This window comes from Cohnella faecalis (genome assembly GCF_003570905.1).
GTDB classification, from domain to species: Bacteria; Bacillota; Bacilli; order Paenibacillales; family Paenibacillaceae; genus Cohnella; species Cohnella faecalis.
Genome location: NZ_QXJM01000039.1, coordinates 170,510 through 195,460, shown reverse-complemented (window position 1 = coordinate 195,460; position 24,951 = coordinate 170,510). Strand labels below are relative to the sequence as shown.

General features: G+C 56.2%; 23 protein-coding genes and 1 pseudogene. 7 read left to right on the top strand and 17 right to left on the bottom strand.

Translation table 11 applies throughout. The features are described from left to right. Window positions 1-77 precede the first annotated feature (77 nt). Window positions 78-989, bottom strand: coding sequence for an NAD(P)/FAD-dependent oxidoreductase (locus D3H35_RS13800; protein ID WP_119149910.1), 912 nt, complete (start codon window positions 987-989; stop codon window positions 78-80). A 1,411-nt stretch (window positions 990-2,400) separates the two neighbouring features. Between D3H35_RS13800 and D3H35_RS13795 the strand changes: the two genes are divergently transcribed. Continuing rightward, window positions 2,401-3,567, top strand: a complete 1,167-nt coding sequence (locus D3H35_RS13795; RefSeq protein WP_119149909.1) for an iron-containing alcohol dehydrogenase — start codon at window positions 2,401-2,403, stop codon at window positions 3,565-3,567. Between the two features lie 181 nt (window positions 3,568-3,748). Here the strand turns inward: D3H35_RS13795 and D3H35_RS13790 are convergent, their stop codons facing one another. Continuing rightward, on the bottom strand, window positions 3,749-4,042 hold the full coding sequence (locus tag D3H35_RS13790; RefSeq protein ID WP_119149908.1) for an alpha/beta-type small acid-soluble spore protein: 294 nt from the start codon (window positions 4,040-4,042) through the stop codon (window positions 3,749-3,751). A gap of 207 nt (window positions 4,043-4,249) precedes the next feature. Here D3H35_RS13790 and D3H35_RS13785 point away from each other — a divergent pair, with 207 nt between their 5' ends. After that, the gene (locus D3H35_RS13785; protein ID WP_119149907.1) at window positions 4,250-5,263 is read left to right on the top strand and encodes a DNA-methyltransferase; all 1,014 of its coding nucleotides are present in this window, start codon (window positions 4,250-4,252) and stop codon (window positions 5,261-5,263) included. A gap of 8 nt (window positions 5,264-5,271) precedes the next feature. On the opposite strand, the gene D3H35_RS13780 is transcribed toward D3H35_RS13785, so the two are convergent. From D3H35_RS13780 to D3H35_RS13770, 3 genes are all read right to left on the bottom strand, one after another. Beyond that, window positions 5,272-6,435, bottom strand: a complete 1,164-nt coding sequence (locus D3H35_RS13780; RefSeq protein ID WP_119149906.1) for a GGDEF domain-containing protein — start codon at window positions 6,433-6,435, stop codon at window positions 5,272-5,274. Between the two features lie 52 nt (window positions 6,436-6,487). After that, window positions 6,488-6,802: an MGMT family protein gene (locus tag D3H35_RS13775; protein WP_119149905.1), complete on the bottom strand. Its 315-nt coding sequence runs from the start codon at window positions 6,800-6,802 to the stop codon at window positions 6,488-6,490. 110 nt (window positions 6,803-6,912) lie between these two features. Then, a complete protein-coding gene (locus D3H35_RS13770) occupies window positions 6,913-7,989 on the bottom strand; it encodes a branched-chain amino acid aminotransferase (protein ID WP_119149904.1) in 1,077 nt (358 codons plus the stop codon). Window positions 7,990-8,120: 131 nt separating this feature from the next. Here D3H35_RS13770 and D3H35_RS13765 point away from each other — a divergent pair, with 131 nt between their 5' ends. Both D3H35_RS13765 and pepT read left to right on the top strand, forming a co-directional pair. Then, entirely contained in the window at window positions 8,121-9,071 is a 951-nt protein-coding gene (locus tag D3H35_RS13765) for a LysR family transcriptional regulator (protein ID WP_119149903.1), read from the top strand. After that, window positions 9,061-10,299: a peptidase T gene (gene pepT / locus D3H35_RS13760; protein ID WP_119149902.1), complete on the top strand. Its 1,239-nt coding sequence runs from the start codon at window positions 9,061-9,063 to the stop codon at window positions 10,297-10,299. The genes D3H35_RS13765 and pepT overlap by 11 nt, the downstream gene beginning before the upstream one ends. A gap of 95 nt (window positions 10,300-10,394) precedes the next feature. Here pepT and D3H35_RS13755 read toward each other — a convergent pair whose 3' ends face one another. After that, window positions 10,395-11,204: an AraC family transcriptional regulator gene (locus D3H35_RS13755; protein WP_158594105.1), complete on the bottom strand. Its 810-nt coding sequence runs from the start codon at window positions 11,202-11,204 to the stop codon at window positions 10,395-10,397. 131 nt (window positions 11,205-11,335) lie between these two features. Here D3H35_RS13755 and D3H35_RS13750 point away from each other — a divergent pair, with 131 nt between their 5' ends. Then, window positions 11,336-12,562, top strand: coding sequence for an MFS transporter (locus D3H35_RS13750; protein ID WP_119149900.1), 1,227 nt, complete (start codon window positions 11,336-11,338; stop codon window positions 12,560-12,562). Between the two features lie 878 nt (window positions 12,563-13,440). Here the strand turns inward: D3H35_RS13750 and D3H35_RS13745 are convergent. The 5 genes from D3H35_RS13745 to D3H35_RS13725 form a co-directional block, all read right to left on the bottom strand. Then, window positions 13,441-14,085, bottom strand: a complete 645-nt coding sequence (locus tag D3H35_RS13745) for a nitroreductase family protein (RefSeq protein ID WP_119149899.1) — start codon at window positions 14,083-14,085, stop codon at window positions 13,441-13,443. Between the two features lie 34 nt (window positions 14,086-14,119). Further along, complete coding sequence (locus D3H35_RS13740; RefSeq protein WP_119149898.1) at window positions 14,120-14,743, bottom strand: flavin reductase family protein; 624 nt, start codon at window positions 14,741-14,743, stop codon at window positions 14,120-14,122. A 19-nt stretch (window positions 14,744-14,762) separates the two neighbouring features. Next, on the bottom strand, window positions 14,763-15,371 hold the full coding sequence (locus D3H35_RS13735) for an alpha/beta hydrolase (protein WP_119149897.1): 609 nt from the start codon (window positions 15,369-15,371) through the stop codon (window positions 14,763-14,765). After that, window positions 15,368-16,321 (bottom strand): ring-cleaving dioxygenase, encoded by a 954-nt coding sequence (locus D3H35_RS13730; RefSeq protein ID WP_119149896.1) that lies wholly within the window; start codon window positions 16,319-16,321, stop codon window positions 15,368-15,370. Before D3H35_RS13730 ends, D3H35_RS13735 begins: the two co-directional genes overlap by 4 nt. Before the next feature lie 111 nt (window positions 16,322-16,432). Next, window positions 16,433-16,894, bottom strand: a complete 462-nt coding sequence (locus D3H35_RS13725; RefSeq protein ID WP_119149895.1) for a MarR family winged helix-turn-helix transcriptional regulator — start codon at window positions 16,892-16,894, stop codon at window positions 16,433-16,435. 334 nt (window positions 16,895-17,228) lie between these two features. Between D3H35_RS13725 and D3H35_RS13720 the strand changes: the two genes are divergently transcribed. Continuing rightward, window positions 17,229-19,538, top strand: a complete 2,310-nt coding sequence (locus D3H35_RS13720; RefSeq protein WP_119149894.1) for a putative bifunctional diguanylate cyclase/phosphodiesterase — start codon at window positions 17,229-17,231, stop codon at window positions 19,536-19,538. Between the two features lie 3 nt (window positions 19,539-19,541). On the opposite strand, the gene D3H35_RS13715 is transcribed toward D3H35_RS13720, so the two are convergent. The 6 genes and pseudogenes from D3H35_RS13715 to D3H35_RS13695 form a co-directional block, all read right to left on the bottom strand. Continuing rightward, a complete protein-coding gene (locus D3H35_RS13715) occupies window positions 19,542-20,171 on the bottom strand; it encodes an ABC transporter permease (RefSeq protein WP_119149893.1) in 630 nt (209 codons plus the stop codon). 12 nt (window positions 20,172-20,183) lie between these two features. After that, complete coding sequence (locus D3H35_RS34155) at window positions 20,184-20,324, bottom strand: hypothetical protein (protein WP_325050072.1); 141 nt, start codon at window positions 20,322-20,324, stop codon at window positions 20,184-20,186. Further along, window positions 20,264-21,100, bottom strand: coding sequence for a glycine betaine ABC transporter substrate-binding protein (locus D3H35_RS13710; protein ID WP_325050071.1), 837 nt, complete (start codon window positions 21,098-21,100; stop codon window positions 20,264-20,266). Before D3H35_RS13710 ends, D3H35_RS34155 begins: the two co-directional genes overlap by 61 nt. A gap of 22 nt (window positions 21,101-21,122) precedes the next feature. Then, window positions 21,123-21,794, bottom strand: a complete 672-nt coding sequence (locus D3H35_RS13705) for an ABC transporter permease (RefSeq protein WP_119149892.1) — start codon at window positions 21,792-21,794, stop codon at window positions 21,123-21,125. After that, window positions 21,794-23,040 (bottom strand): annotated as a pseudogene (locus D3H35_RS13700) (betaine/proline/choline family ABC transporter ATP-binding protein). The gene D3H35_RS13705 and the pseudogene D3H35_RS13700 overlap by 1 nt, the downstream one beginning before the upstream one ends. A gap of 71 nt (window positions 23,041-23,111) precedes the next feature. Beyond that, window positions 23,112-23,639 (bottom strand): DUF2179 domain-containing protein, encoded by a 528-nt coding sequence (locus D3H35_RS13695; protein WP_119149891.1) that lies wholly within the window; start codon window positions 23,637-23,639, stop codon window positions 23,112-23,114. Between the two features lie 247 nt (window positions 23,640-23,886). Between D3H35_RS13695 and D3H35_RS13690 the strand changes: the two genes are divergently transcribed. Continuing rightward, complete coding sequence (locus D3H35_RS13690; RefSeq protein WP_119149890.1) at window positions 23,887-24,870, top strand: diaminopimelate dehydrogenase; 984 nt, start codon at window positions 23,887-23,889, stop codon at window positions 24,868-24,870. Window positions 24,871-24,951 lie beyond the last annotated feature (81 nt).

Below are 24,951 nucleotides of genomic sequence, written 5' to 3'. Positions count from 1 at the left end.
CTTCGTCTTATATCGTGTTACAAGCGGCTGTGGAGAGACGATAGGATGATTTTTTCGCTCTATTGTACGGCTGCCCGTTAAAAATCCTCGTGAGTCAGATCGGAGTTGATTGCAATCGCCGTACGGCTGCCGTCCGCAGCCGCGATGACGAGCTGCGCCGGCGCAATAACGGAAGCGTCGCCAGCCGCATAAACGCCTTGAACCGTCGTTCTGCCGACGTCGTCCGTCCGCAAGCCGCCCGCCTCGTTAGCCTCGCAGCCGAGCGAATGTCCGAACGTCGAAGCATGCTCCCACGTCCCTGCGACGAAGCCCCCGTTCCGCTCCAACTGCTCCCCATCCTCGAAAACGATTTTCTCCAGAAACCCGTCTTCGCCGACCAATGAGACAATTTTCCGCTCGTCCACGACGATGCCCTTGGCTGTGAGCCGTTCCTTCTCTTCCGCCGTCAGAACCGATGCGCCGTTCGTGCACAGCACCAAATCCTGCGACCAACGATAGACGGTCTTGGCCATGTGAAAGGCGGCAGAGTCAGTCTCGGAAATAACGACAAGCGCACGATCTCTCAGCTCCCATCCATCGCAATAAGGGCAGCTGAACAAGCTTTTTCCGTAATAGTCGCGGATGCCGTCCACCGCGGGAAGAACGTCCTTCAGTCCGGTAGCCAGAAGAACCTTTCGCGTCTGGACGACTTCTCCGCTAGCCGTCTCCACGCGGAAAGTCGATCCTTCCGCCCGAATAGCCGTTACCCGCACGCGATGGACTTGCACCGAATCGTATTGGGCTATGTCTGCGTGGGCGATGGCCCGGAATTCGCCGGGAGTGATCCCGTCCCGCGTAATAAATCCGTGAGAATGCCTCGTTACCGCATTCCTCGGCTTGCCTTCGTCGAACAAAGCGACGTCCCTTCTTGCCCGGCCAAGCACGAGCGCCGCGTTAAGACCCGCCGGACCTCCGCCGATAATCGCGCAGTCCAGCAGCTTGTCCGTCATCGTTCATCATCGCCTTCCCGCTCATCCTCTAACTGTAATGATATCGATTACTGTTTCGGATTGCAACTTTTCATTGCGGGGCGTCCAGAATATAACAAAGACGCGCTGCAAAAGAGCGCCTCTTTGCTTAATCCGCGTTTTCCGTCATACTGCTGTGAATCTTCTACTTTGGGGGTTTGCTAAACAATCGCGCCCTTCGGCGTGTATTCAACTCAAATTTCCGTTTTAACTTGTCCATCAGCCAACTTTCCTACCCCGGGCTTTCAAATCGGCCGAATAGTGGGTGAGCGTGTGCTGTAACCATACCTCGTTGGGCTATTCGGCGAGATGGTTGGTGAGCGTGTGCTGTAACCATACCTCATTGGGCTATTCGGCGAGATGGTTGGTGAGCGTGTGCTGTAACCATACCTCATTGGGCTATTCGGCGAGATGGTTGGTGAGCGTGTGCTGTAACCATACCTCGTTGGGCTATTCGGCGAGATGCTGGGTGAGCGTGTGCTGCAACCCCACATCGTTGGGCTATTCGGCGAGATGGTTGGTGAGCGTGTGCTGTAACCATACCTCGTTGGGCTATTCGGCGAGATGCTGGGTGAGCGTGTGCTGTAACCATACCTCATTGGGCTATTCGGCGAGATGGTTGGTGAGCGTGTGCTGTAACCATACCTCGTTGGGCTATTCGGCGAGATGGTTGGTGAGCGTGTGCTGTAACCATACCTCGTTGGGCTATTCGGCGAGATGCTGGGTGAGCGTGTGCTGCAACCCCACATCGTTGGGCTATTCGGCGAGATGGTGGGTGAGCGTGTGCTTCAACCCCACATCGTTGGGCTATTCAGCGGTATGGTAGGCGAGCGTGTGCTGTAACCATACCTCATTGGGCTATTCGGCGAGATGGTGGGTGAGCGTGTGCTGTAACCATACCTCATTGGGCTATTCGGCGAGATGGTGGGTGAGCGTGTGCTGTAACCATACCTCGTTGGGCTATTCGGCGATATGGTTGGTGAGCGCTTGCTGTAACCTTACCTCGTTGGGCTATTCGGCGGTATGGTGGGCGAGCGTGTGCTGTAACCTTACCTCGTTGGGCTATTCGGCGAGATGTTGGGTGAGCGTGTGCTGTAACCATACCTCGTTGGGCTATTCGGCGGTATGGTGGGTGAGCGTGTGCTGTAACCATACCTCGTTGGGCTATTCGGCGATATGGTTGGTGAGCGTGTGCTGCAACCCCACATCGTTGGGCTATTCGGCAGTATGGTGGGCAAGCGTGTGCTGTAACCATGCCTCGTTGGGCTATTCGGCGAGATGGTGGGTGGGCGGTTATCAAAAGATGAAATATCAATTCCATTGGAGTACACTCATACATATACGGCCAAGATTCCATACGCCGCACCGACGAAGCAAAGGGAGATGACCGATCGTGAACAATTTCGATTTCCAGAACCCGACCCGAATTCTGTTCGGAGAAGGCACGCTGGCCAAACTGGGTCAGGAGGCGGCGGCTTACGGAAGCAAGGTACTGCTCATGTACGGCGGAGGCAGCATCAAACGAACAGGCCTCTACGACAACGTGACGGCGCAGCTGCGGGAACGCGGCATAGAGGTGTTCGAGGTCGGCGGCGTAGAGCCTAATCCTCGTCTGTCTACGGTGCGCAAAGCGATCGAAATCAGCCGCGCAAACGGAGTGCAGTTCATCCTGGCCGTCGGCGGGGGCAGCGCCATCGATGCGGCCAAAGCGGTAGCGATAGGCGTTCCTTACGAGGGAGACGTGTGGGACTTCTTCGTCCAGAAGGCGCAAGCCAAGTCCGCGCTTCCTCTCGGAACCGTGCTGACGCTAAGCGCCACCGGAACAGAGATGAACGGCAACACCGTCATCACCAACTGGGAGGAAAATTTGAAAAAAGGCTACGGCAGCCTGCACGCGTATCCGAAATTTTCGATACTCGATCCGACGTTGACGTATACGGTTCCCGCCGACCAGACGATGAACGGCACCGTCGATATGATGACGCACGTATTCGAGCAATATTTCAGCTTGACCCCTGACACTCCGCTGCAAGAACGGATGTGCGAATCCGTCCTCCAGACGGTCATCGAGAACGCCGAATCAGCGCTCGCGAATCCCGAGGATTACGTCGCCCGCGCCAATTTGATGCTATGCGGAACTTACGCTCTCAACGGCGGGTTTATTAGCGTCGGTATGCGAGGCGATTGGGCCAGCCATGGAATCGAGCACGAAGTCAGCGGGATTTATGACATTCCCCATGGCACCGGACTCGCTATTATTTACCCCAACTGGATGAAGTACGTCTACCGGGAGAGAATCGAGCGCTTCGCTCAATACGCGGTGCGCGTGTGGAAGGTGAACCCGGACGGCAAAACCGATGAAGAAGTCGCGCTGGCGGGCATTCAGGCGACGCGCGATTTCTTCACCCGCATCGGCGCCCCTTCGAAGCTCTCGGAGGTCGGCGTAGGCGACGAGAAGATCGACGTCATGGCTGCGGAAGCGGTGCGCTTCGGTCCGATCGGCTCCTTCAAGAAGCTGAACAAGGACGACGTAGCGGAGATTTACCGAATGAGCCTATAAGGACGAGCGAGCAAAAACGGCTTCGGTGTCTAGCTGGCTTCCCTTTTCTCCGGCTTCGGCAGCATAGGGGTCGCGCGTTGAGACGCTGTAGCCCGAATAGCCCATTCGTCAAAAAGCCGGGAACAGCATCAAGCTGTTCCCGGCTTTTTCGCGCCATTCGATGCCCCGTCTACCATACAGTCTACGGCTCCTTCGAAGGCTGTTCCGTGAGCTGCGCTTGCGCGAGCCGGATCATCTCGCGAACCATGGTGCCGCCGATTTTGCCTCCGACGCGCCCGGCCTCTTCCGTTCTCAGCCTGCCATTATCCCCGGCTTGCAGAGGAACTCCGAGCGACCTCGCCACCTCATACTTGACATCGTCCGGACGACTCGGGTCTACCTCGTACCCTTCGCCGCGCATGACGTTCGCCTTGAACGCATTCAACCCTTGCTCCGCTCCGGGAACGAGCAGCCTTCTTCGCGATCTTCGTGACATACCGGCCCCCGCCTTTCCTTGATTTTAGCGATCTCTCACAGGTTACGTCTCTCCTGCGTTGGCGATCTCCCTCGGGTTGCGGCCCCCATACGTTTGGCGATCTCGCCAATCATACGGTTCCCCTGGCGGGAGGCGTCTCATTCACGGAGAAGAGCGAGGGTGCTATAATCGTTCCAGTAAGCCATTACGATTAGGCGGTGCTAGCAGTTGACCGAGACGGCCGATCCAACCAAGCAGCGAGCAGGAAGAAACCGAACCCTCACGCTAGACGGCGCTGAGAGAGAAATCTACAAGAAACGGTTGATTACCCTTGACCGTCCCGCAAGCCCGGAAGAGCTGACGGACAAAACCGTGCATCAGGATTTGTTCGCCGCGCTCGACTTTTTGCCGGCGGAATTCGTCGATTTGCTGTTCGTCGATCCGCCCTATAATCTGACGAAGACGTTCAACGGAAAGACGTTCTCGCGAATGGACAACGAGGCTTACACGGAATGGCTCGACTCCTGGTTCTCCAAGCTCGTCCGCGTCCTGAAGCCGAACGGCTCGGTCTACATATGCGGCGATTGGCGTTCGAGCAGCGCCATCTTCGATGTCGCCTCTCGCTACTTGAAAATCCAGAACCGGATTACCTGGGAGCGGGAAAAGGGACGGGGAGCTTTAGCCAACTGGAAAAACGCATCGGAGGATATTTGGTTCTGCACACGCTCCTCCGAATACGCCTTCCATGTCGACCGGGTGAAGATGAAAAGAAAGGTGCTCGCCCCTTACCGCAACGACGCGGGAACGCCGAAGGACTGGGGAGACGAAGAGGACGGCAAGTTCCGGCTCACTCACCCGTCCAACCTGTGGACCGACTTGACGGTGCCCTTCTGGTCGATGCCGGAAAATACCGATCACCCGACGCAAAAGCCGGAAAAGCTGCTGGCCAAAATCATTCTGGCGAGCTCCGAAGAGGGCGGCGTCGTGTTCGATCCGTTCCTCGGCTCCGGCACGACGTCCGTCGTGGCGAAAAAGCTGAACCGGCGATACGTCGGCATAGAAACGGACGAAACCTACGGCTGTCTGGCCGAGAAGCGTCTTGCTATCGCGGATCGGGAGCCCGCCATTCAAGGATACTCCGACGGCGTCTTCTGGGAGCGCAACTCGCTGCAGGAGCAGACAATGCAAAAACGCCGCCGTCCAAGCAAGGACGACGGCGAATCGATAATTAACGCGGATTGATCCGTTCTCTACACCGAGACGTTGTTGGCGACTTGATTGCGCCCTTTTTTCTTCGCGTCGTAGAGGGCGAGATCGCTCCATTTGTAAAGCTGGCTTAGCTGAACGGTCTTGTTCGGCTCGATCGTAACGACTCCGAGACTAATCGTATACCGGAGCGGCAAACCCTCGAACGAAGCGCTCTCGATAGCCGATCTGAGCCGTTCCGCCGTTCCCCGGGAACGCTCTTCATTTTGCCCGGGCAGCAAGATCGCGAATTCGTCGCCTCCGAACCGTCCGAACAGGTCTTCGGAGCCGAGCCTTCCCTTGATCTCTGCCGTCAAATGCTGAAGAACCCGATCACCCGCATCGTGTCCGAACTCATCGTTGATCGCTTTGAATTCGTCGATATCGAACAGAATGAAGGAAAACGGCTGACCGGCCTTCTTCAAGCCCGAGATGGTCTTCTCCGCAGCCTCGCCGAACGCTCTCCGATTCATCACGCCGGTCAAATCGTCGAGGCTGGCCCAACGGAGCAGCTCGCCGTCCGTCTTTTCCTTGGACATGAGCGCGAACCCGGTATTTCCGAGAATCATCAGAAGATAGAGGCCTAGAAAAGAAACGGTCTGGAACAAATTAGGGGATAACAGCCCCATATTGATGCCGAATATCCCTACCGCTGTCACCCGCCCGACAAGCAGCACAACAGCCGCAGCGTAGAGAGCACCCATCATGCCCTTCAGCAGCGATTGCTTGCGCTGACTGAGAAGCAAGTACGCGGGAGCCGGTACGAATAGAATGAACAATAGCGAAGCGACGAGCGTACGAGCTTCCTCGTCTAGTCCCGACAGCGCCACAAGCTGAAAGCCGACGATGCTGACCGCCGACAGTCCGATGTAGAACCTCTTCATGAGGGGCGTAAACCGGCCTAGCAGCATGAGAATAGCGGAGGTCTCCAGAGCGATGCCCAGGAATAGAACCGTATTGCCGAACAAAATGGAAAAGAGATCGAGCGCTTTTCCGAAAATGCCATAGTAAGCCCATACGGCCGACTGAAGCACCTTCGCTGCGAAAAAAGTTCGCGACGATCGGTCTATCCCGTCCTTCTGACGATACAGAAAGACCAGCAATAAGGTGAATAGGTTCCCGATAACGAGAGAAATCAGCACCGTTGTCATATCAAGCAAGCTGTTCATGCCGCAATGTCACCAACTTGTCGAATCTTGGCTAGTTGGGCTTATTATAACACTAATTTTGAAGCTCCACGTAGCGATATTTGTTCAAGTCGATCCGGCCGCCAAGCTCGAAAACAACCCCTTCGCTCTCCAGGCTTAGCTTTTGCGAATAACCGGCTTCTCCTTCGCCCAAGGCGATTTCCCCTCGGGCATTGACGACCCGGTGCCACGGCAAGCCATGCTTCTCGCTCAGAGAATGCAAAATACGAACAACCTGCCGGGCTCCTCTTCGGCTGCCCGCTTCCTCTGCGATCTGCCCGTAAGTCATCACATAACCCGCAGGGATAGCTTTAATAATGGCAACGACCCTCTCCGTAAATGGCTGCATGCCCTCCTGCCCCTCTCCAACCCATCGTTCAAATCATATTATCATGAAAAAAGCCTTCCGGTACCGTTGGAGAAACGGAAAGCCGGAGGGCTTCGTCGAGAATATCAAGCTTATGCGCGGCTAAGCTCCAGCATCCAGCCGAAAGGATCGGGCTCGGTCCCTCTCTGGATACCGGTAAGCGCGTCGTAAATTTTCGCGGACAGATCTCCCGTCCGGCCTTCGTTAACGGAAAACTTCTCGCCTTGCCAGTACAATTCCCCGATCGGGGAAATGACGGCAGCCGTGCCGGTGCCGAACGCTTCCGTCAGCGACCCGTTCCGTTGCGCTTCGACCAGCTCCGCAATGGAAATCCGGCGCTGCTCCACGGCAATTCCCCAATGCTTAAGCAGGCGAATGACCGAATCCCGCGTTACGCCGTCCAGGATGCTTCCGTTCAGCTCAGGTGTCAGGACGGTATCGCCCACTTTGAAAAAGACGTTCATGCTGCCGACTTCCTCGATGTAGGTCCGATGGACTCCGTCCAGCCACAGCACCTGGGAGTAGCCTTGCCGCGAAGCCTCTTGCTGCGCGATAAGACCGGCGGCGTAATTGCCCGCCGTCTTGGCGTTGCCGACGCCGCCCGCTACGGCGCGGACGAATTCAGGCTCGACATAAATGCTGACGGGGTTGATGCCTTCCGCGTAATAAGCGCCGACCGGCGACAGAATGACGATGAAGCGGTATTGCTCCGAAGGTGCGACTCCTAGAGCCGGCTGCGTCGCAATTACGAACGGCCGGACATAGAGCGATGTGCCGGGCTCCGCCGGAATCCAATCGCGTTCCAGCAGAACGAGCTGCCGGATCGCTTCCAGCGCAACCTCTTCGTCAAGCTGCGGGATGCTCATCCGATGATTGGAGAAATTCAGGCGGCGCAAATTTTTCTCCGGACGAAATAACAGAATGCGCCCGTCCGAGGCGACGAAAGCTTTCATTCCCTCGAACACGGTCTGACCGTAGTGGAACACCTTTGCCGCCGGATCCAGAACGATCGGCTGATAAGGCACGATCCGGGGGTCATGCCAGCCTAAGCCGGAATCGTAGTCCATGATGAACATGTGGTCCGTGAAATATTTGCCGAAGCCTAGCTGATCGGCCGAAGGCTTAGCCTTCTTGTCCGTCGATTCGTTAACGATGATCGGGGTGTTCACCGCGCTTCATCTCCTCGCCCATAGTGATGCTATGAGTTGAATGATAGCAAGGGTTCATCTATATTGGAAATATCGGTTTTGACGGGATAAGCATACCTTCAAGGTATGCTCATTAGAAGGAGAGAACGAGCATGGACATCCGGCAGCTTCGCTATTTTCTGGCGATTGCGAACGAAGGGCAAATTACCCGCGCGGCCAAGCTGCTCAATATGGAGCAGCCTCCGCTCAGCCGCCAGCTCAAGCAGATGGAGCAGGAGCTTGGCGTCCTACTGTTCGACCGCAGCGGCAAGCGACTGAAGCTGACGCAAGCCGGAGAGCTGCTGCGGCAGAACGCCGAACGGCTGCTTGCGCAATTAAGCGAGACGATCCAGCAGGTGAAGGAATTCGACGAAGCCGTCCACGGCGTGCTGTCGATTGGCGCGGCGGTCTCCTGCACGTCGCTGCTGCCTCCGAGAATCAGCGCGTTCCGGGAGCGTTATCCGAATGTAACGTTCAAAATCCGGGAAGGCGATCATTTCCTGCTCTACGAGCAGTTGGAGAACCGCGCCATCGAGCTCGCTGTGACCAGGCTGCCGTTCGAATCCGCGCCCGACTCGGAAGCTTTTGCCGTCATGCCCCTTCCGTCGGATCCTTTCGTCGCCCTCATTCCGAGCGCTTGGCTGCCGGAATCTTTCCCCGAGTCGATGTCCTTGCGCGAGCTGGCCGACTTTCCGCTGCTCACGCTCAAGACGGATCGGACGACCGGCATGCACGAGAAGGTGATTCATGAGTTTCGTCTCGACGGGATCGATCCATATATCTTGTGCGAATGCTCCAGCGTGGCGATTATCGTCTCGCTCGTCGCCGCTGGAATTGGAGCGACCGTCCTGCCCGGATCCGTCATCTCCTCCTTCGCCATCCCGGGAATCAAGACGGCCTCCATCTCTAACGCCGGGTTCCACACCGACGTCGGCATCGTCTGGCTGAAGGATCGCTATTTGTCCAAAAGCGCCCGAACGTTCATGGACATGTTCACGGTATCCGAATGTGATACTATGAAAGATATTGAAAGCGACGGGAGTGTGGCCCCTAATGAAAAATGAAATTTTGAAGCGTTTCACACAGTATGTCCAAATCGACACCCAATCCGACGATTCGAGCGATACGTGCCCCTCCACTCCGGGGCAGTGGAACCTCGCCCGTCATCTGGTCTATGAATTACAAGACATCGGCATGGAGGACGTGACCGTCGATGAGAACGGCTACGTCATGGCTACTCTCCCCTCCAATACAGACAAATCGGTTCCGACGATCGGCTTTCTCGCGCACATGGACACTGCGACCGACTTCACGGGCGCGAACGTCAACCCGCAGGTCGTGGAGAGCTACGACGGGGGCGACATTGTCCTGAACAAGGCGCTCAACATCGTTCTGTCTCCGCGCGATTTTCCCGAGCTGTCCGGCTATAAGGGACAGACGCTGATTACGACCGACGGCACGACTCTGCTCGGCGCGGACGACAAAGCCGGAATCGCGGAGATTATGACTGCGATGGCTTACCTGATCGCTCACCCCGACATCAAACACGGCAGAATCCGCGTCTCCTTCTTGCCCGACGAAGAGATCGGCCGAGGCCCGCACCGGTTCGACGTAGCCGCCTTCGGAGCCAAATTCGCCTACACGATAGACGGCGGGCCGCTCGGCGAGCTTGAATACGAAAGCTTCAATGCCGCGCAAGCGCGTATTACGGTCAAAGGCGTCAACGTTCATCCCGGGACCGCCAAGGGCAAGATGGTGCATTCCTCCAAGATCGCCATGGAGCTTCATACGCTGCTTCCCGTCCAGGAAGCTCCCGAGTACACGGAAGGCTATGAAGGCTTCTATCATCTGATTTCCATTCAAGGAAATACCGAGCAGACGAAGCTCGTCTACATTATCCGCGATTTCGACAAAGTCACGTTCGCGTCTCGCAAAGCTTTCGTCGAGAGCGTCGTCGGGCAACTGCGAAGCAAGTACGGAGAAGACAGCATCGAGCTGGAGCTGAAGGACCAGTACTTCAACATGAGGGAGAAGATCGAGCCGGTCAAGGAGATCGTCGACATCGCCCACGACGCCATGACGAACCTCGGCATTGCGCCGATCGTGAAGCCGATCCGCGGCGGCACGGACGGCTCCCAGCTTTCGTACATGGGGCTGCCGACTCCGAACATTTTCTCCGGGGGAGAAAATTTTCACGGCAAATTCGAATACGTCTCGCTCGATACGATGGTACAGGCGGTTCGGGTTATCGTCGAGATTGCGAAATTGTACGAGGAACGGGCGGAAGCTTGAGATGAAAATGAGATGAACACCTACGTAAAAACAGCCTCCTTGATCCGGCAGCAGCCGAATCAGGGAGGCTTCTTTTTGCGTTCTCGCGACCGTATCTAGAGCGACTTGGCGTAGCTGCGGTACTTCTCGGGCGACATGCCGACGATCCCCGCGAACACCCGGTAAAATTGGCTCGCGCTGGAGAAGCCCAGAGCGAAGCTGATGTCCGTCACCGTATCGGCGGTTCGCCGAAGCCGTTGCTGAGCGTCCTCGACGCGCAGCCTAAGGACATATTGATAGGGAGTGCATCCCGTCAATGCCTTGAAAGAGCGGATGAAATAAAACCGGCTTTGCATAGCGACCGCCGCCATCTCGTCCAAGTTCAGACGTTCGGCGTAATGCGCATGGACATACTCCAGCACCCGGGCCATGCCCCGATCCGTCTGGGCGGTGTTCACCCTCGTTCCCGAACCGCGGAGGATGTCCGTCTGATCGGCCCATAGCATTCGCTGCAAATACGAGAGCACCTTGGACTCCGTCTCCTCGGCCGCCATAGGATCCACTTGGTCGAGCGCGAACACATCCGTTGTCCATTTGCGGAACTGCTTCGCGAACTCGGAGGCGTCGACGCTGTGGCGGAAAGCCGGCTCGACCCGCTCCGTCAGATGCGCCGGGTAGAAGCTCCGTTCGTCCACCTTGATTATGATAACTCCGGAATCCGGACCGATGCGGAACGAATGACGGTCGCTCGGATTGAGCACCAGGCTCTCTCCGGCGTTCAGGACGTACTCTTTGTTCTCGCGATTAAAGTAACACGCTCCGCGTACGGGAACCGTCACTTGAAAATGATGGTCGTGGACGTGCGGAACGTTATCGAATTGTTCGTCAATTCTGTGCAGCTCTAGCTGCGGCAATTTCATTTGCATATGCATGAGCGTTCACCTGATCCGATTATAGCAAAAATTGCTCGGATAAAAGGCAACTTTCGCGGCGACGTTCTTCCCGCATTCCGTTAGCATGGTAACAAACACGTTACCGGAAAGGATGTCGCTTCATCATGACTACGTCTGCCGCCACCGAATCTACCAAGAACACCGCTCTGTCCATCCTGCTCGGAGTCAGCGGAGCGCATTTGCTGAACGATGCGATGCAAGCGGTCGTACCCGCCGTCTTCCCGCTTTTTCAACAGGAGATGCACCTAAGCTTCGCCCAGATCGGATGGGTCGCTTTTACCTTGAACATCACCGCCTCCATCCTGCAGCCCTTGATCGGAACGTATACGGACCGCCGGCCGATGCCGATGCTTCTTCCTCTCGGGATGCTCTTCACCTTGTTCGGCATGCTCGGACTTGCTCTGTCGCCTACGCTCGCTTATCTGCTCGTTTCATCGGCGCTCATCGGCATCGGCTCCTCCATCCTTCATCCGGAGGCGTCCCGCGTAGCCCACCTCGCAGCCGGCCGGGGCAAAGGGTTCGCCCAGTCCGTCTTTCAGGTAGGCGGAAATACCGGACAGGCGATTGCGCCGCTGCTGGCAGCCTACGTTATTGGCCCGCAAGGGCAGCTTGGCTTTCTCTGGTTCATCCTGCTCGCCGTCGCCGGAATTATGCTGCAATATGCGATTGGCAAATGGTACGGTCAGCAAGCCCGCCGCACCGGAGCCGCACGCCGAGCCTCGTCGTTGGCTTCGGACAAAGGGTTCAGCCGCGCCTTCATCGCGTTCGTGCTCGGTATCCTCATTCTGATGCTGTTTTCGAAATTCGTCTATTTAGCCAGCATGACCGGCTACTACTCGTTCTACTACATGGAAAAGTTTCATTTGCCGCTGGAACGGGCGCAACTCTGCCTCTTCGCGCTGCAATTCGCCGGGATGATCGGAACGTTCCTGGGCGGGCCGCTCGCGGACCGGTTCGGGCGGCAAAAAATCATCTGGTTCTCCATTCTCGGAACGGCGCCGTTCTCGCTGCTCCTTCCTTATGCCGGGCCGACAGGCTCCGTCCTCTTGTGCTTGGCGATCGGCTTGATTCTCATGTCCGGATTTTCGGTCATTATCGTCTATGCTCAGGAGATGCTGCCGGGCTACGTCGGAACGGTAGCCGGACTCTTCTTCGGACTTTCCTTCGGCATGGGCGGTCTCGGATCGGTCATCATGGGGGCGATCATGGACTCTCACGGCGTTTCCTTCATGATGAAGGCTTGCGCCTACCTCCCGCTGCTCGGACTGTTCGCGCTTCTATTGCCTAAGGATTCCGTTATTATGAACGGCAGGCGGTTGCCGGGAATGTAGACTTCGGGGGAATCGATAAGAATGATTTTCCGGAGCTTCGCTCGCTCGGTGTCGCATCAGCGGGTCGTAGCACCACTCTTTCGACGAATATCTAGAACGAATGGGATAAAGCGAATTTTTCGTCTTATTTGTTCGATTTGGTCATAGTTGAGCGAAATAAGACGATGAAGTCGTGCTATTTGGGTGCGGGAGTTCGGAGTGGAGGGCGATAGAGAGGTAATAAGACGAATTCTTCGTCTTATTACACCCTTGGTTAGTGGTCACACATGGAATAAAACGATTTTTTCGTTCTATTATTTGGTGTGCTTGCTCTCGCATCAGTGGGACGCAGTACCGCTCTTTCGACGAATCGTGGGCTTACGCTCGCACCAGTAGGACGTAGTACCACTCTTTCGGCGAATGGTGTGTTTGCGCGCGCATCAGTGGGACGTAGTACCACTCTTTCCGCGAATGGTGAGTTTGCGCGCGCATCAGTGGGACGTGGTACTACTCTTTCCGCGAATGGTGAGTTTGCGCGCGCATCGGTGGGACGCAGTACCGCTCTTTCGGCGAATGGTGTGTTTGCGCGCGCATCGGTGGGACGCAGTGCCGCTCTTTCGGCGAATGGTGTGTTTGCGCGCGCATCGGTGGGACGTAGTACCACTCTTTCCGCGAATGGTGTGTTTGCGCGCGCATCAGTGGGACGTAGTACTACTCTTTCCGCGAATGGTGAGTTTGCGCGCGCATCGGTGGGACGCAGTACCGCTCTTTCGACGAATCGTGGGCTTACGCTCGCACCAGTAGGACGTAGTACCACTCTTTCCACGAATGGTGTGTTTGCGCGCGCATCAGTGGGACGTAGTACCACTCTTTCCGCGAATGGTGAGTTTGCGCGCGCATCAGTGGGACGAAGAACCACCGAAACGATTGTAATTGACCTGCTGCCCGACCGGCTTGCGATAACCGCGAGGCCGGATTTTCGCCGTGTCCGACTTGCCGATCGTGATCAGCATGACGGGCACGAATGGCTCGGGAACGTCCAAAGCCTCGCTCATCGCTTGCGGATCGAACCCGATCATCGGACACGTGTCCCAGCCCCGGTCCTTCGCGATCAGCATGAGCTGCATCGCCGACAGGCTGGCGCTGCGAATCGCTTCGTCCCGTTGGAACCGTTCGCCGCGCGACTCATAGAAAGCGGTGACGTTCTCCACTTCCAAGTCATAATCCAGCTTGCTCATAACGCCTAACGCCAGCATTCCTTCGTTCAAAGCTCCGACCTGGCGGTACGCTTTCGGATCTCCCAGAACAAGAATCGCCGCCGACGCGGTTTTCACCTTATGCTGTTTGTTGGCGGCCAAGTACACCTTGTCCTTGATTTCAGGATCGGTAACAACAACGTAATGAGTGTGCTGCAGGTTAAAAGCCGACGGAGCGAATTTGTTCAAGGAGAACATCGCTTCGAACTCGCTCTCGGGAATATCGACCCCTTCCACGAAATTCATGGCCGATCGTCTGTTTGTGACCAACGTTTCCAACTCGCTCATGTCCTACACGGCTCCCCCACGACTTTTGTATTCCTTACTGCGGTCTCTCTATCGAAAAAATGTCCCCTAGCTTTGCGTAGCTCGTTCCCGCCAGTCTGCTTACCGGAGCCAATTGCCCCGCGTCGATCCGGCCGCCTTCGTAAAGCGCCGCATCGATATGAAAAGCGACGACGCGGCCGATCAAAAGATCGCAAGCCGGCCCTTTATCGTCGGTTCCTCCAAGCGTGATGACGCGCTCCAATACGCACTCCATCCGGATTTTCGGCTCCGCAACGCCGGGAACCGAGATTTTGGAGCTGGCCGCCGGAGTCAGACCGGCCAACTCGACCTCGCTTTGGTCCGAAGGAAGGCTTGCCGCGGTTTCATTGAGCTGAGCGACGTAGCCTTCGTCGGCGATATGAACGACGAACTCTCCTCGCGCTTCCGCGTTCAGCGCAGTGTCCTTCCTTTTGCCGCCGCTTCTTTGCACCGAGATCGACACCATCGGCGGGTTCGCGGTTACGATGTTGAAGTAGCTGAAGGGAGCCGCGTTCAGCGTTCCTTCGTCGGACAGCGTCGTTACGAAGGCGATCGGCCGCGGGAGGACGCTTCCGATGAGCAGCTTGTAATTGTCGCGTTCGGATTGGTCGGCCGGATCGATATGAATAGTTGTTCCCATTGCGCGTTCGCTCCTCGTCTTATTGAAATTGTTCGCGAAGCCATTTGGCGGAAGCCTCGGTCTCCGATTGGGTCAGCCGGTGCCCTTGGTTCTCCCAATGGACGGACACGGACGAGCCTGCGTTCCGGAGCAAGCCTTCCAGCTCCTCCGTCTCCTGCGGGGAGCAGATCGGATCGTTCCGGCCCGCCCCGATGAATATCGGCGTGCGTGTCAGGTCAGGCAGCGCGATGCCGCGGCGCGGCACCATCGGATGGAACAGAATAGCGGCCCGAAGCGCATCCGGGTAATGAAGCAGGAGACTCCCGGCGATGTTCGCTCCGTTCGAGTAGCCGACGGCAACAACGTTGCCGCGGTCGAACCCATACTCCGCCGCCGCATGGTCCAAAAATTCGGCCAGCTCTTTCGTCCGAAACACCAAATCTTCTTCGTCGAATACGCCTTCGGCAAGACGCCGGAAAAATCGGGGCATCCCGTTCTCCAGCACATTGCCTCTCACGCTCAGTACGGACGACGAGGGCGACAGAATCGGGGCAAGCGGGATTAAATCCCGCTCCGTCCCGCCCGTTCCGTGGAAAAATACTAATGTCGGCGCCTTGGCGTCCGTTCCTTGCCTGTAAATGTGAATCATCCGTTCTCCACCTCCGGTTCTCTAACTTGAATAGGCGCAAGATTCGCTTCGATCTCCGCGCGATGCGGCTCGTACCAGCTCGGGAGCATCAGCTTTTCCCCAAGAGCCTCCTGCGCTTCATCCCTCGCGAAGCCCGGAGGATCGGTCGCAATCTCGAACAGTATGCCGCCTTCCTCGCGGAAGTAGATCGCATTGAAATATTGGCGATCCATGACGGGCGTCGGCGAAAGCCCCTCTTCTTGAAGTCTGCTGCGCCACTCGGCATGGTCTTGATCGTCTTTGGCGCGCCACGCGATGTGATGCACCGTGCCCGACCCGCCATTGCCGCGGCCGACGGGATTCGCAGGCATGTCGATGATATTGCCGAGGTCGCCGGACGCTCTGTACCGGTTATATTCGGCGTGACGACCGACGAAATCGAGTCCCATGACGTTCGTCAACACGGCCTCGGTACGGTTCGGCGCGGAGCTGTAGAGAACGGCTCCCCCGAACCCTTTGATCGCTTTGTCCGAAGGGACGCCGGCGAACGACCATTGGCTCGCCCGGCCATCGGCGCGCTCGACGATTTCCAGACGCAGCCCATCGTAATCCTCGAATTGCAGGAATTGTTCGCCGAAGCGCTCCGACTCGCGCGTCTGAATCCGATAAGACGCCAATCTTGCGCGCCAGAATTCAAGCGACCCCGGCGGCACGACGAACGTCGTGATGCCCACCTGTCCGCCGCCTACCGTCCCTCTGCGGCTGTTCGCCCACGGAAAGAACGTCATGATCGTGCCCGGGCTTCCCGCTTGGTCTCCAAAATACAGGTGGTACACTTCCGGAGCGTCAAAATTGATCGTCCGTTTCACCAACCGAAGCGCCAAAACCCCCGCGTAAAAATCAACATTGCGCTGCGGGTCTCTCGCGAAAGCGGTAATGTGATGAATCCCCGTCGTCCGTTGCGTAGTCATAATCAATCGCTCCTCTTTTATTTTATCTTTAATTTAAGATATTTGATCTGCGAAAACGTTGCTTCTTGTACTTTGCCGGTCTCCAGCTATTCACCCTGCCCGCTCCTAATTCTACCCCGCATCGCCCTTCGCTACACCCAGGCCCAGCTTCTTCAAGAGACTGGCAGCCGTCTCTTTCTCTTCCGACGATAAGCCTCTCATGACCGAATGGATGGCGGCGGCATGATCGGGAAAAATACGATCGAAAAGCTGCTGCCCGGCTTCCGTTATTCCGGCGAAAGTGACGCGCCTGTCGTCGTCGCAAGGGATCCGCTTCAGATAGCCTTTCTTCTCCAGCTTGTCGATGTTATAGGTCACGCTTCCGCTCGTTACGAGAATCTTCTCGCCGATCTGCTGAAGCGGAAACTTTCCCTTGTGATAGAGCAGCTCAAGGACGGTAAATTCGGAAGGCGACAGTCCATGCTGCTTCATATCCTTGACGGCATGGTCCATAACCGCCTTGTAAGCCTTGGACAAAACGACAAACAGCTTGAGCGAAGCCGCTGTGGCTTCTTTCTCCGTTTGATTGCCCATTCCGCCTCTCCCCTTTCCGCATTTATCTTTAATTTGAATATCTTAAATTTAAGATAAATATAAACCATTTCCTCCCCCTGTCAACACCCCTTAGAACGAATTTTGATTACGGTGCAAAATTGGGCTGGGCAACGGCAAAGGACGGCGAGTTTTTACCTTGTTAACGGATAATATGAGTTAGCGAATAGAATTCTTTGTCAGACAATGTCTAATATTTCGCAATAAAAAAGAGTCTTTTAGCCCAATTTGTTGCAGGATTATGTCGCATTTTGGTGAATACTGTTAGTAATCATTTTTTGCTTAGACCGCGCGTCGGCACGAAGGGGAATCCTCCATGAATTTATGGTCTCAAGACCTCAAACCGCGTCAGACGACTTCCTTAAGCACATGGGGCATCCTTCTGCTCGTCTTCCTCTTCCTTGGAGGACTGATAACGGGCTTCGCTTACCTTTGCAAGGATCGGCTTGCCGAAGAAGTCTATCGGGACGCTTCTGCCGAGCTGACCGCCAACGCCTCCTCATTGAAGCTGTCGATCGAACGCCGGCTGCTCATGTCGGAGGGCCTCAAAGCTTTCACTTATACGGAACTGATTCACAATGACGGCTCCGTCGATCCGGTTCGATTCGATTCGTTCGCTTCGCACTTCACCTTGCCTCAGCAAGGAATACGCAATTTATCTATCTATCCTAATGGAATAGCCCGCTTCATCTATCCGCTTCAAGGCAACGAAAAGGTGCTGGGGCTCGATCTGTTCGCTCATTCGGACCCGAAAGTCCGTCTCAATGCCGAGCGAACGAAGGAGCTGACGCGGGTAACGCTTCTCGGCCCCTTCGAATTAACGCAGGGCGGAAGCGGCCTGCTGACCAGGCAATCGGTTTTTTTTCACGATCGGTTCTGGGGGTTTGTCTCCGTCGTGCTCGACGTGCCTCCGATTCTGGAGGAAGCCGGGCTGAAAGCCGAGGACAAAGGCATCGAGCTGGCTGTCCGGGCGGACGGGCAAGTCATATTCGGGAACCCGAAGCTGTTCGACGACGCGTCAAGGCTGCGGGAGACGGTATCGCTCACCGAGGGCGCATGGGAAATGGCAGCCGTTCCAAAAAGCGAACGACTCGAATCGATCTCATCGAAGGTTCGTCTGATCGTTCTTTTCAGCACGTTGTCCATGCTGCTGCTGATGTTCTTGCTCTATGTATTGCTCACGCAGAAGACAAAGCTGCAAAAGAAGGTCAACGAACGAACCGTCGAGCTCGTTGAAGCGAACCAGCATATTGAAGCTACCTACGAGGAGCTGTTGGCCGTCGAGGAGGAGCTGCGGGAGCAGTATCAGGTGCTGGAGGGCAAGGAGCAGTCCTTGCGCCACATGGCTTACCACGACCTCGTAACGGGCCTTCACAATCGGACCTTCTTCAACGAACGGCTGGAAGATCAGATTTCGGCGGCTAAGCGCTCGCATCGTTCGATGGCGCTGCTGTTCCTTGATCTGGATCAGTTCAAGCTCGTGAACGATACGCTCGGCCACGCTTTCGGGGATCTTCTGTTGAACGAAGTGGGCAAAAGGTTGTCCGAAGAGTTGACCGGGGAAGAGACGGTATCGCGAATCGGCGGGGACGAATTTACTATCGTGATGCCGAACGTCTGCAATCCGGACGAGGCTCGCCAAGTCGCCGAACGAGTCGTCGGCCTGTTCCAGCAGCCGTTCCTGCTGCACGACTCGGAATATTTCATCACTTCAAGCATCGGGATCGCGCTCTATCCCGAGCATGGCGAAGACGCTGCGACACTGACCAAGAATGCGGACAAAGCCATGTACCGGGCCAAAGACGAGGGAAAGAACAACTACAAATTTTACGACAGCAATCGGAATTCGGACGTCGAGGAAAAGATGGAGATCAAGAACAGCCTCCGCCGCGCGCTGGAGAGGGACGAGTTCGACGTCCATTACCAGCCGCAAATCCAGGTCGAGACCGGGCAGTTGATCGGGATGGAGGCGCTCATTCGCTGGCATCATCCGAAGCGGGGCACGATCTCCCCCGCAACCTTCATCCCGGTAGCCGAAGAGACGGGCATGATCGTGCCGATGGGAGAATGGATTCTGCGCAAAGCCTGCGCCCAGAACAAAGCGTGGCAGGACGCGGGATTACCTCCGATCCGGATGGCGGTCAACCTGTCGGCGAGGCAGTTCGGCCATAACAATCTGCTCGAATCCATACGGCGGATTCTGGAGGAAACCGGGCTGGACCCGCAATACCTGGAGCTTGAGATTACGGAAAATCTGGCGATGAAGGACGAAAGTCTGCCTACGCTGACTGAGCTTAGAAGCATGGGCATCACGATTTCCATCGACGATTTCGGCACCCAGCATTCCTCGCTCGGCTACTTGAAGCGGCTGCCGGTCAACCGGATCAAAATCGACCGATCCTTCATATGGGGCATAGGCAAGGACACTCGGGACGAGGCGATAATACTGGCTATGCTGCTTGTCGCGCAAAGACTGGAGCTGTCCATTCTGGCCGAGGGCGTGGAGACGGAAGAGCAGTTCGCCTTCCTGCAAAAGCACGGCTGCGACGATATTCAAGGGTTTCTGTTCTACCGGCCTCAACCGGCCGACTTGATTCAAAAGGTGCTGCTCGACCATCTCAAATAACCGCTACTTCCCGATCTTCGCGGATTTCTGCAGGCGCTCCAGAACCAAATCCGCGAACAAGGCCAACAGTGCGGCCGGAACGGCCCCCGCGTACAACCGCGCGGGGTTGTTCATGTTAATGCCCGAATAAATTTCGCGGCCCAGACCGTCGCCTCCGACCAAGGGCGCTATTGTCGCGACGCCGATCGCGACGACGACCGCAATCCGAATACCGGTCAGGATGAACGGCAGCGCGAGCGGCAGCTGGACGGTCGCCATCGCCTGCAAGGAGCTCATGCCGACTCCCCTCGCCGCCTCCATCAAGGTCGGAGATACTTGGGTAAGCCCTACATAGGTGTTGCGGATTACCGGGAGCAGCGAGTAAAGGAATAAGCCGATGACTACCGTCGTCGTCCCCAGCCCGAACACGACCATGAGCAGGACGAGCAGCGCCAAGGTCGGAAACACTTGCAAAATATTCGCCAAAGCCAGAATGACTCGCGCCAGCGGCCGGCTTCGGGAAGCAAGGACGCCGAGCGGAATGCCGACCGCCAAAGCCAGGAGCAGGCCGACGGCCACCATTGCAACGTGCTGCCAGGCAAACACGAGCAAGTCTCTCCAATTCTCGCCTACATAGCGAAAAAACAACTCCATGCCTTCACCTCGTCAGCTCAGCAATCCGACCTTTTTCAAATATTCCTCGGCTACCTTCTTCTCGTTCCGCTTGTTGACGTCCACCTCGTAGTTCAGATCGACCATCGTCTGAGCGTCGATTTTGCCGATAAGCAGCCCGATGATCTCGTCCAATTCCGGATGCTTCTCCAATACGTCTTTGCGAATAACGGGGACGCGTCGTAAGGCGAAAAAAAATGCTTGTCGTCCTCTAGCGTCACCAGCTCGTACTCCTTCAGTCTTGCGTCCGTGGAGTATGCCAGAACGATGTCCATTTTCTTGCTGGCAACGGCGTTGTAGACAAGCGCGACCTCCATCGGATACGTCTTGCCGAATGAAATCCCGTACTCTTTGCGAAAGGCTGGGTACCCGTCGCCCTCCCGCTCCATCCATGTCGTGTCGACTCCTAGCCGCATGGAGGCGGCCTCCTCCTTGACGTCGGATATTTTCGTCCAATGCTTCAGCTCCGCCAAGTCCTTGCGTACGGTAAACGCATATGTGTTCTCGAAGCCGAACGAATCGTACCACTTCAAGCCGTAATGCTTGTCGAACCCCGCTTGCGCCTGCTCAAGCACCTTCTTGCGGTCCTTCGTCGGCTCGAAGGGGAAGTAATTGTCCAACACGATTCCCGAGTAAAGCGTCGCCATCTGAATGTCGTTGTCGGCTACGGCGCTGAGCACGACAGGACTGGCCGCCAAGTCCGGCATAACCTTGACCTTAAGGTCGGTCCGATCTTCGATCAGCAGCCTGTACATCTGAGCGAGGATTTTGGGCTCGGAGAACGTTTGCGTGCCGATTCGGATCGTATTGCCGCTGCCGCAGCCCGACAGCGCAGAGCCGCAAATTATCGCGAGCGCAACGGCGATAACGGGAAAGCGAAGCTTCGTCTTCGTCCGCTTCTTCTGTCTCATCTGGTTCCCTCCTTGCGCGCTGTCACGCCGGATTTTGCACCGGCTTGCTTCTCGTTCGGGCCGTTACCCTTTTCTCCGCCAGCCCCAGAAGGAAATCCGCGACAAGGGCCAGAAGGACGGCAAGAAGCGCCCCCGTAACGATGAGCTCCTTCTTGTTCACTCCGAGACCGGAAAAGATGAGCTGGCCGAGACCGCCCGCGCCAATCAAGGTAGCGAGCGTCGCCCAACTGATAATGTACACCGTCGTTACCCTTAGACCGGACATGATGTACGGAAAAGCGAGCGGAAGCTGAATTCGCAGAAGCCTCTGGATACGGCTGTAGCCCATCCCGCGCGCGGCTTCGAGTACGTTCCCGTCTACGGCCAGAAATCCCGAGTACGTATTGCGCATGATCGGCATGAGCGAGTACAAGAACAGGGCGAAGACGGCCGGAGTACGGCCGATGCCCAGCAGAGGAATGAGAATCGCAAGCAGCGCCAGACTTGGTATCGTCTGCAGCACGTTCGCGAGAGTGAACACGGCGCCGTTCAGCCACCCCCGGCGATTGCCCGCCAGCCAGATGCCGATCGGTATCGCGACGATTGCTCCCAGAAGGATCGATACGGCGGAAATGTAGACGTGCTCCCTAAGAGCGGTCAGAATATCCGCGTGCCTGCTTCTCAAGAACTCCCCGTAGTCGGACAGCCATCCCATCACGATCGCCCTTCTCCTTCCTCGGCGACCGACTCCGGTTCAGGCTTTTCCGGCCCCGGTTCCGCCTGCGCGCCTTCCTTGCTTTTTTCCGCTTCGGCCGTCAGCTCCTCCAGGCTCATATCGTCCGGATTGTACACATCGGCCAGATGGCGGACGACACTCCCTTTGGTAATGAGCCCGGCAAGCTGTCCCTTGTCGTTGACGACCGGCAAGTAGGGGAGGCGATGCTCGCTCATGAGCGCAAGAGCAAGCGCGACCGAGGACCCCGACTCGACCACGTGGGCGAACGGCTGCATGACGTCGGACAGCCTCGCGTCCTCTTCCTTGAACCGCCTTAGAACACGGAATATGGAAGCATGGCCGAGAAGCCGCCTGTCAGGGCCGACGATGATCAGCGAATCGACGCGATTTTTCTCCATGAACTTAACGGCTTCGGCCATTCCCCGATTCGGGGAGGCGGTGACGGGATGCTCCGACATGACGTCGTCTACGGTAAGATCGGGATTCAACGTGTCGGTCGGCAGCCTTTTTTTGCCGATGAAGCTGGAGACGAATTCATTGGCCGGATGCCGCAGAATATGATCGGGCGTACCTCGCTGGACGACTTCTCCGTCCTTCATCAGAACGATCGTATCGGCGATCTTGATCGCCTCGTCCATATCGTGAGTGACGAATACGATCGTCTTTTTCAGCTCCTGTTGAAGACGGATTAACTCATCCTGCAATTGATCCCTGCTAATCGGATCGAGCGCGCTGAAGGGCTCGTCCAGCAAAATCACATCGGGATCCGCCGCGAGCGCCCTGATGACGCCTATCCGCTGCTGTTGGCCGCCGCTAAGCTCGGACGGGTAGCGGCTGCGATAGACTCCCGGATCGAGATTGACCATGCGCAGCAGCTCGTCTACCTTTTGCTCCGTCTTGCTTTTATCCCACTTCAGCAGCCTCGGGACGACAGCAACGTTCTTCGCGATGTTCATGTGCGGAAATAAACCTACGTTCTGGATGACGTAGCCGATACTTCGCCGCAATTCTACCGGATCGATTCGGGAAATGTCGCGGTCGCGAATATAGATGGCACCCGTCGTCGGATTGTTCAGCCGGTTGATATGCTTCATCAAGGTCGACTTTCCGCATCCGCTGGGCCGATCAGAACGGTAAGCTCGCCTTCCGAGAATTCGAGGTTGATTCCCTTGAGAGCTTCGAAGCCGTCGTCGTATGTTTTCGTCACGTTCTCGAACCGGATCATCCGTTCAACCTCCGATTAGTCTTGCGCTTAGACTGTCCTTTTGCGGCGAAGACCATGCCTGCTTCTGGCATTCATGGCTGATTCTTCAGCCGCTTCGTCCAGAAGCCTCCGCGAAAAGCGCGCGGCTCGTACGAAATAACGAACGCTTTTGGAGCCACCTCGTTAAGAATGCGCATAAAGTACTTTTCCTGATTCCTCTTCGTTAATACTTCCATCACCAGCCGCGGACCGTCCTTTCCTTCCGCAAGCCAGTTCGTGACGCCGAAGCCCCTCTCTCTTAGCAAGACCGGCAGCCGGTTGGAGCCGGATTCGACGACGATCTGCAGCGTTATGTAACCGAGAGCAAGCCACTCCTCGATTTTGATTCCGAGCCAAACCCCGCCTCCCCACCCGATGCAATAAGCAGCCAGATTTAGCGGGTCGTCGATATTTTTCAGCACGATGTTCAGAGCCATCAAATAGACGAAAACCTCGAACGTACTGATCAGAGAAGCCAGCAATCTTCTCGCTTTCATAACGAGAATGATTCGGATCGTAAATAAAGACACGTACACGACATTCATGAGCACGATGGTCAGAATGGTCTGCAATCCGTTCATGGCGGCTTTTCTTCCCCTCTCCTAGCAAGCACCCGTCAACGCGGTATTTTTCACTAATGCGCCGGATGCTATTCGAATGACGGTTTGGAAAAAATAAGCGCTGACGGTCGCCGAATTCCGCAAAATGAAGCCCTGCTAATCTAACGCCATTTGTCAGCTTCGTGAAGAACGCTTATAATAGCGACTAGTCACAAAATGTCGATAATAATATTATTTAAAATTTACAAAATGACTTGGAGGTCATCAAATGAGCGCAGCGATTAAAATAGGTATCGTCGGCTACGGCAACCTGGGCAGAGGCGTCGTGTCCGCGATCGGACAAAACCCCGACATGGAGCTGGTCGGCGTATTCACGCGCCGGGAGCCTGCTTCCTTCGGGAGCGAGGGCGGCCTGACTTTCCTGCACGTGTCCGACTTGGAGGGCTACAAAGACCGCATCGACGTCTTGATTCTATGCGGCGGATCGGCAACCGACTTGCCGGAGCAAGGACCGTTCTTCTCGAAATCCTTCAATACGGTAGACAGCTTCGACACCCATGCGAAAATCCCGGAATATTTCGAGCAGGTGAACGATTCGGCTCTTACAGCCGGCAAAGTCGCGGTCATCTCCACCGGCTGGGATCCGGGGCTCTTCTCCATCAACCGCCTGATGGCGGAATCGATTCTGTCCGAAGGAACGGATTACACCTTCTGGGGCAAAGGCGTCAGCCAAGGGCATTCCGATGCCATCCGCCGCGTGCAAGGCGTCAAAGGCGGCGTTCAATACACCGTTCCCGTGAACGAAGTGATCGACCAAATTCGCCAAGGGCAAACGCCGGAATTGTCGACTCGCCAAAAGCATCTTCGCCAATGCTTCGTCGTAGCTCAAGAGGGCGCCGATCAGGAGCAAATCCGCCAAGAAATCGTGTCGATGCCGAACTACTTTTCCGACTATGATACGACCGTTACTTTCATCAGCGAGGAAGAGCTTCGCCGCGATCACTCCCAGATGCCGCACGGCGGATTCGTTATCCGCAGCGGCGTGACCGGGACGAATACGAGACAAATCATCGAGTATTCCTTGAAACTGGAGAGCAACCCGGAATTCACGGCCAGCGTTCTCGTCGCCTACGCGCGCGCCGCTTACCGTCTGAACAAGGAAGGGGCTTCCGGCGCGAAAACCGTGTTCGATATCGCTCCGGGCTACCTGTCCCCGAAATCGGCGGCTCAGCTTCGCAAAGAGCTTCTGTAATCCGCTTGCTATTGCGGAAGATTAGGTAATTTTTGTGACCTATGCATAGTTCGTCTATGCATAGGTCTTTTTCGCGTTGTA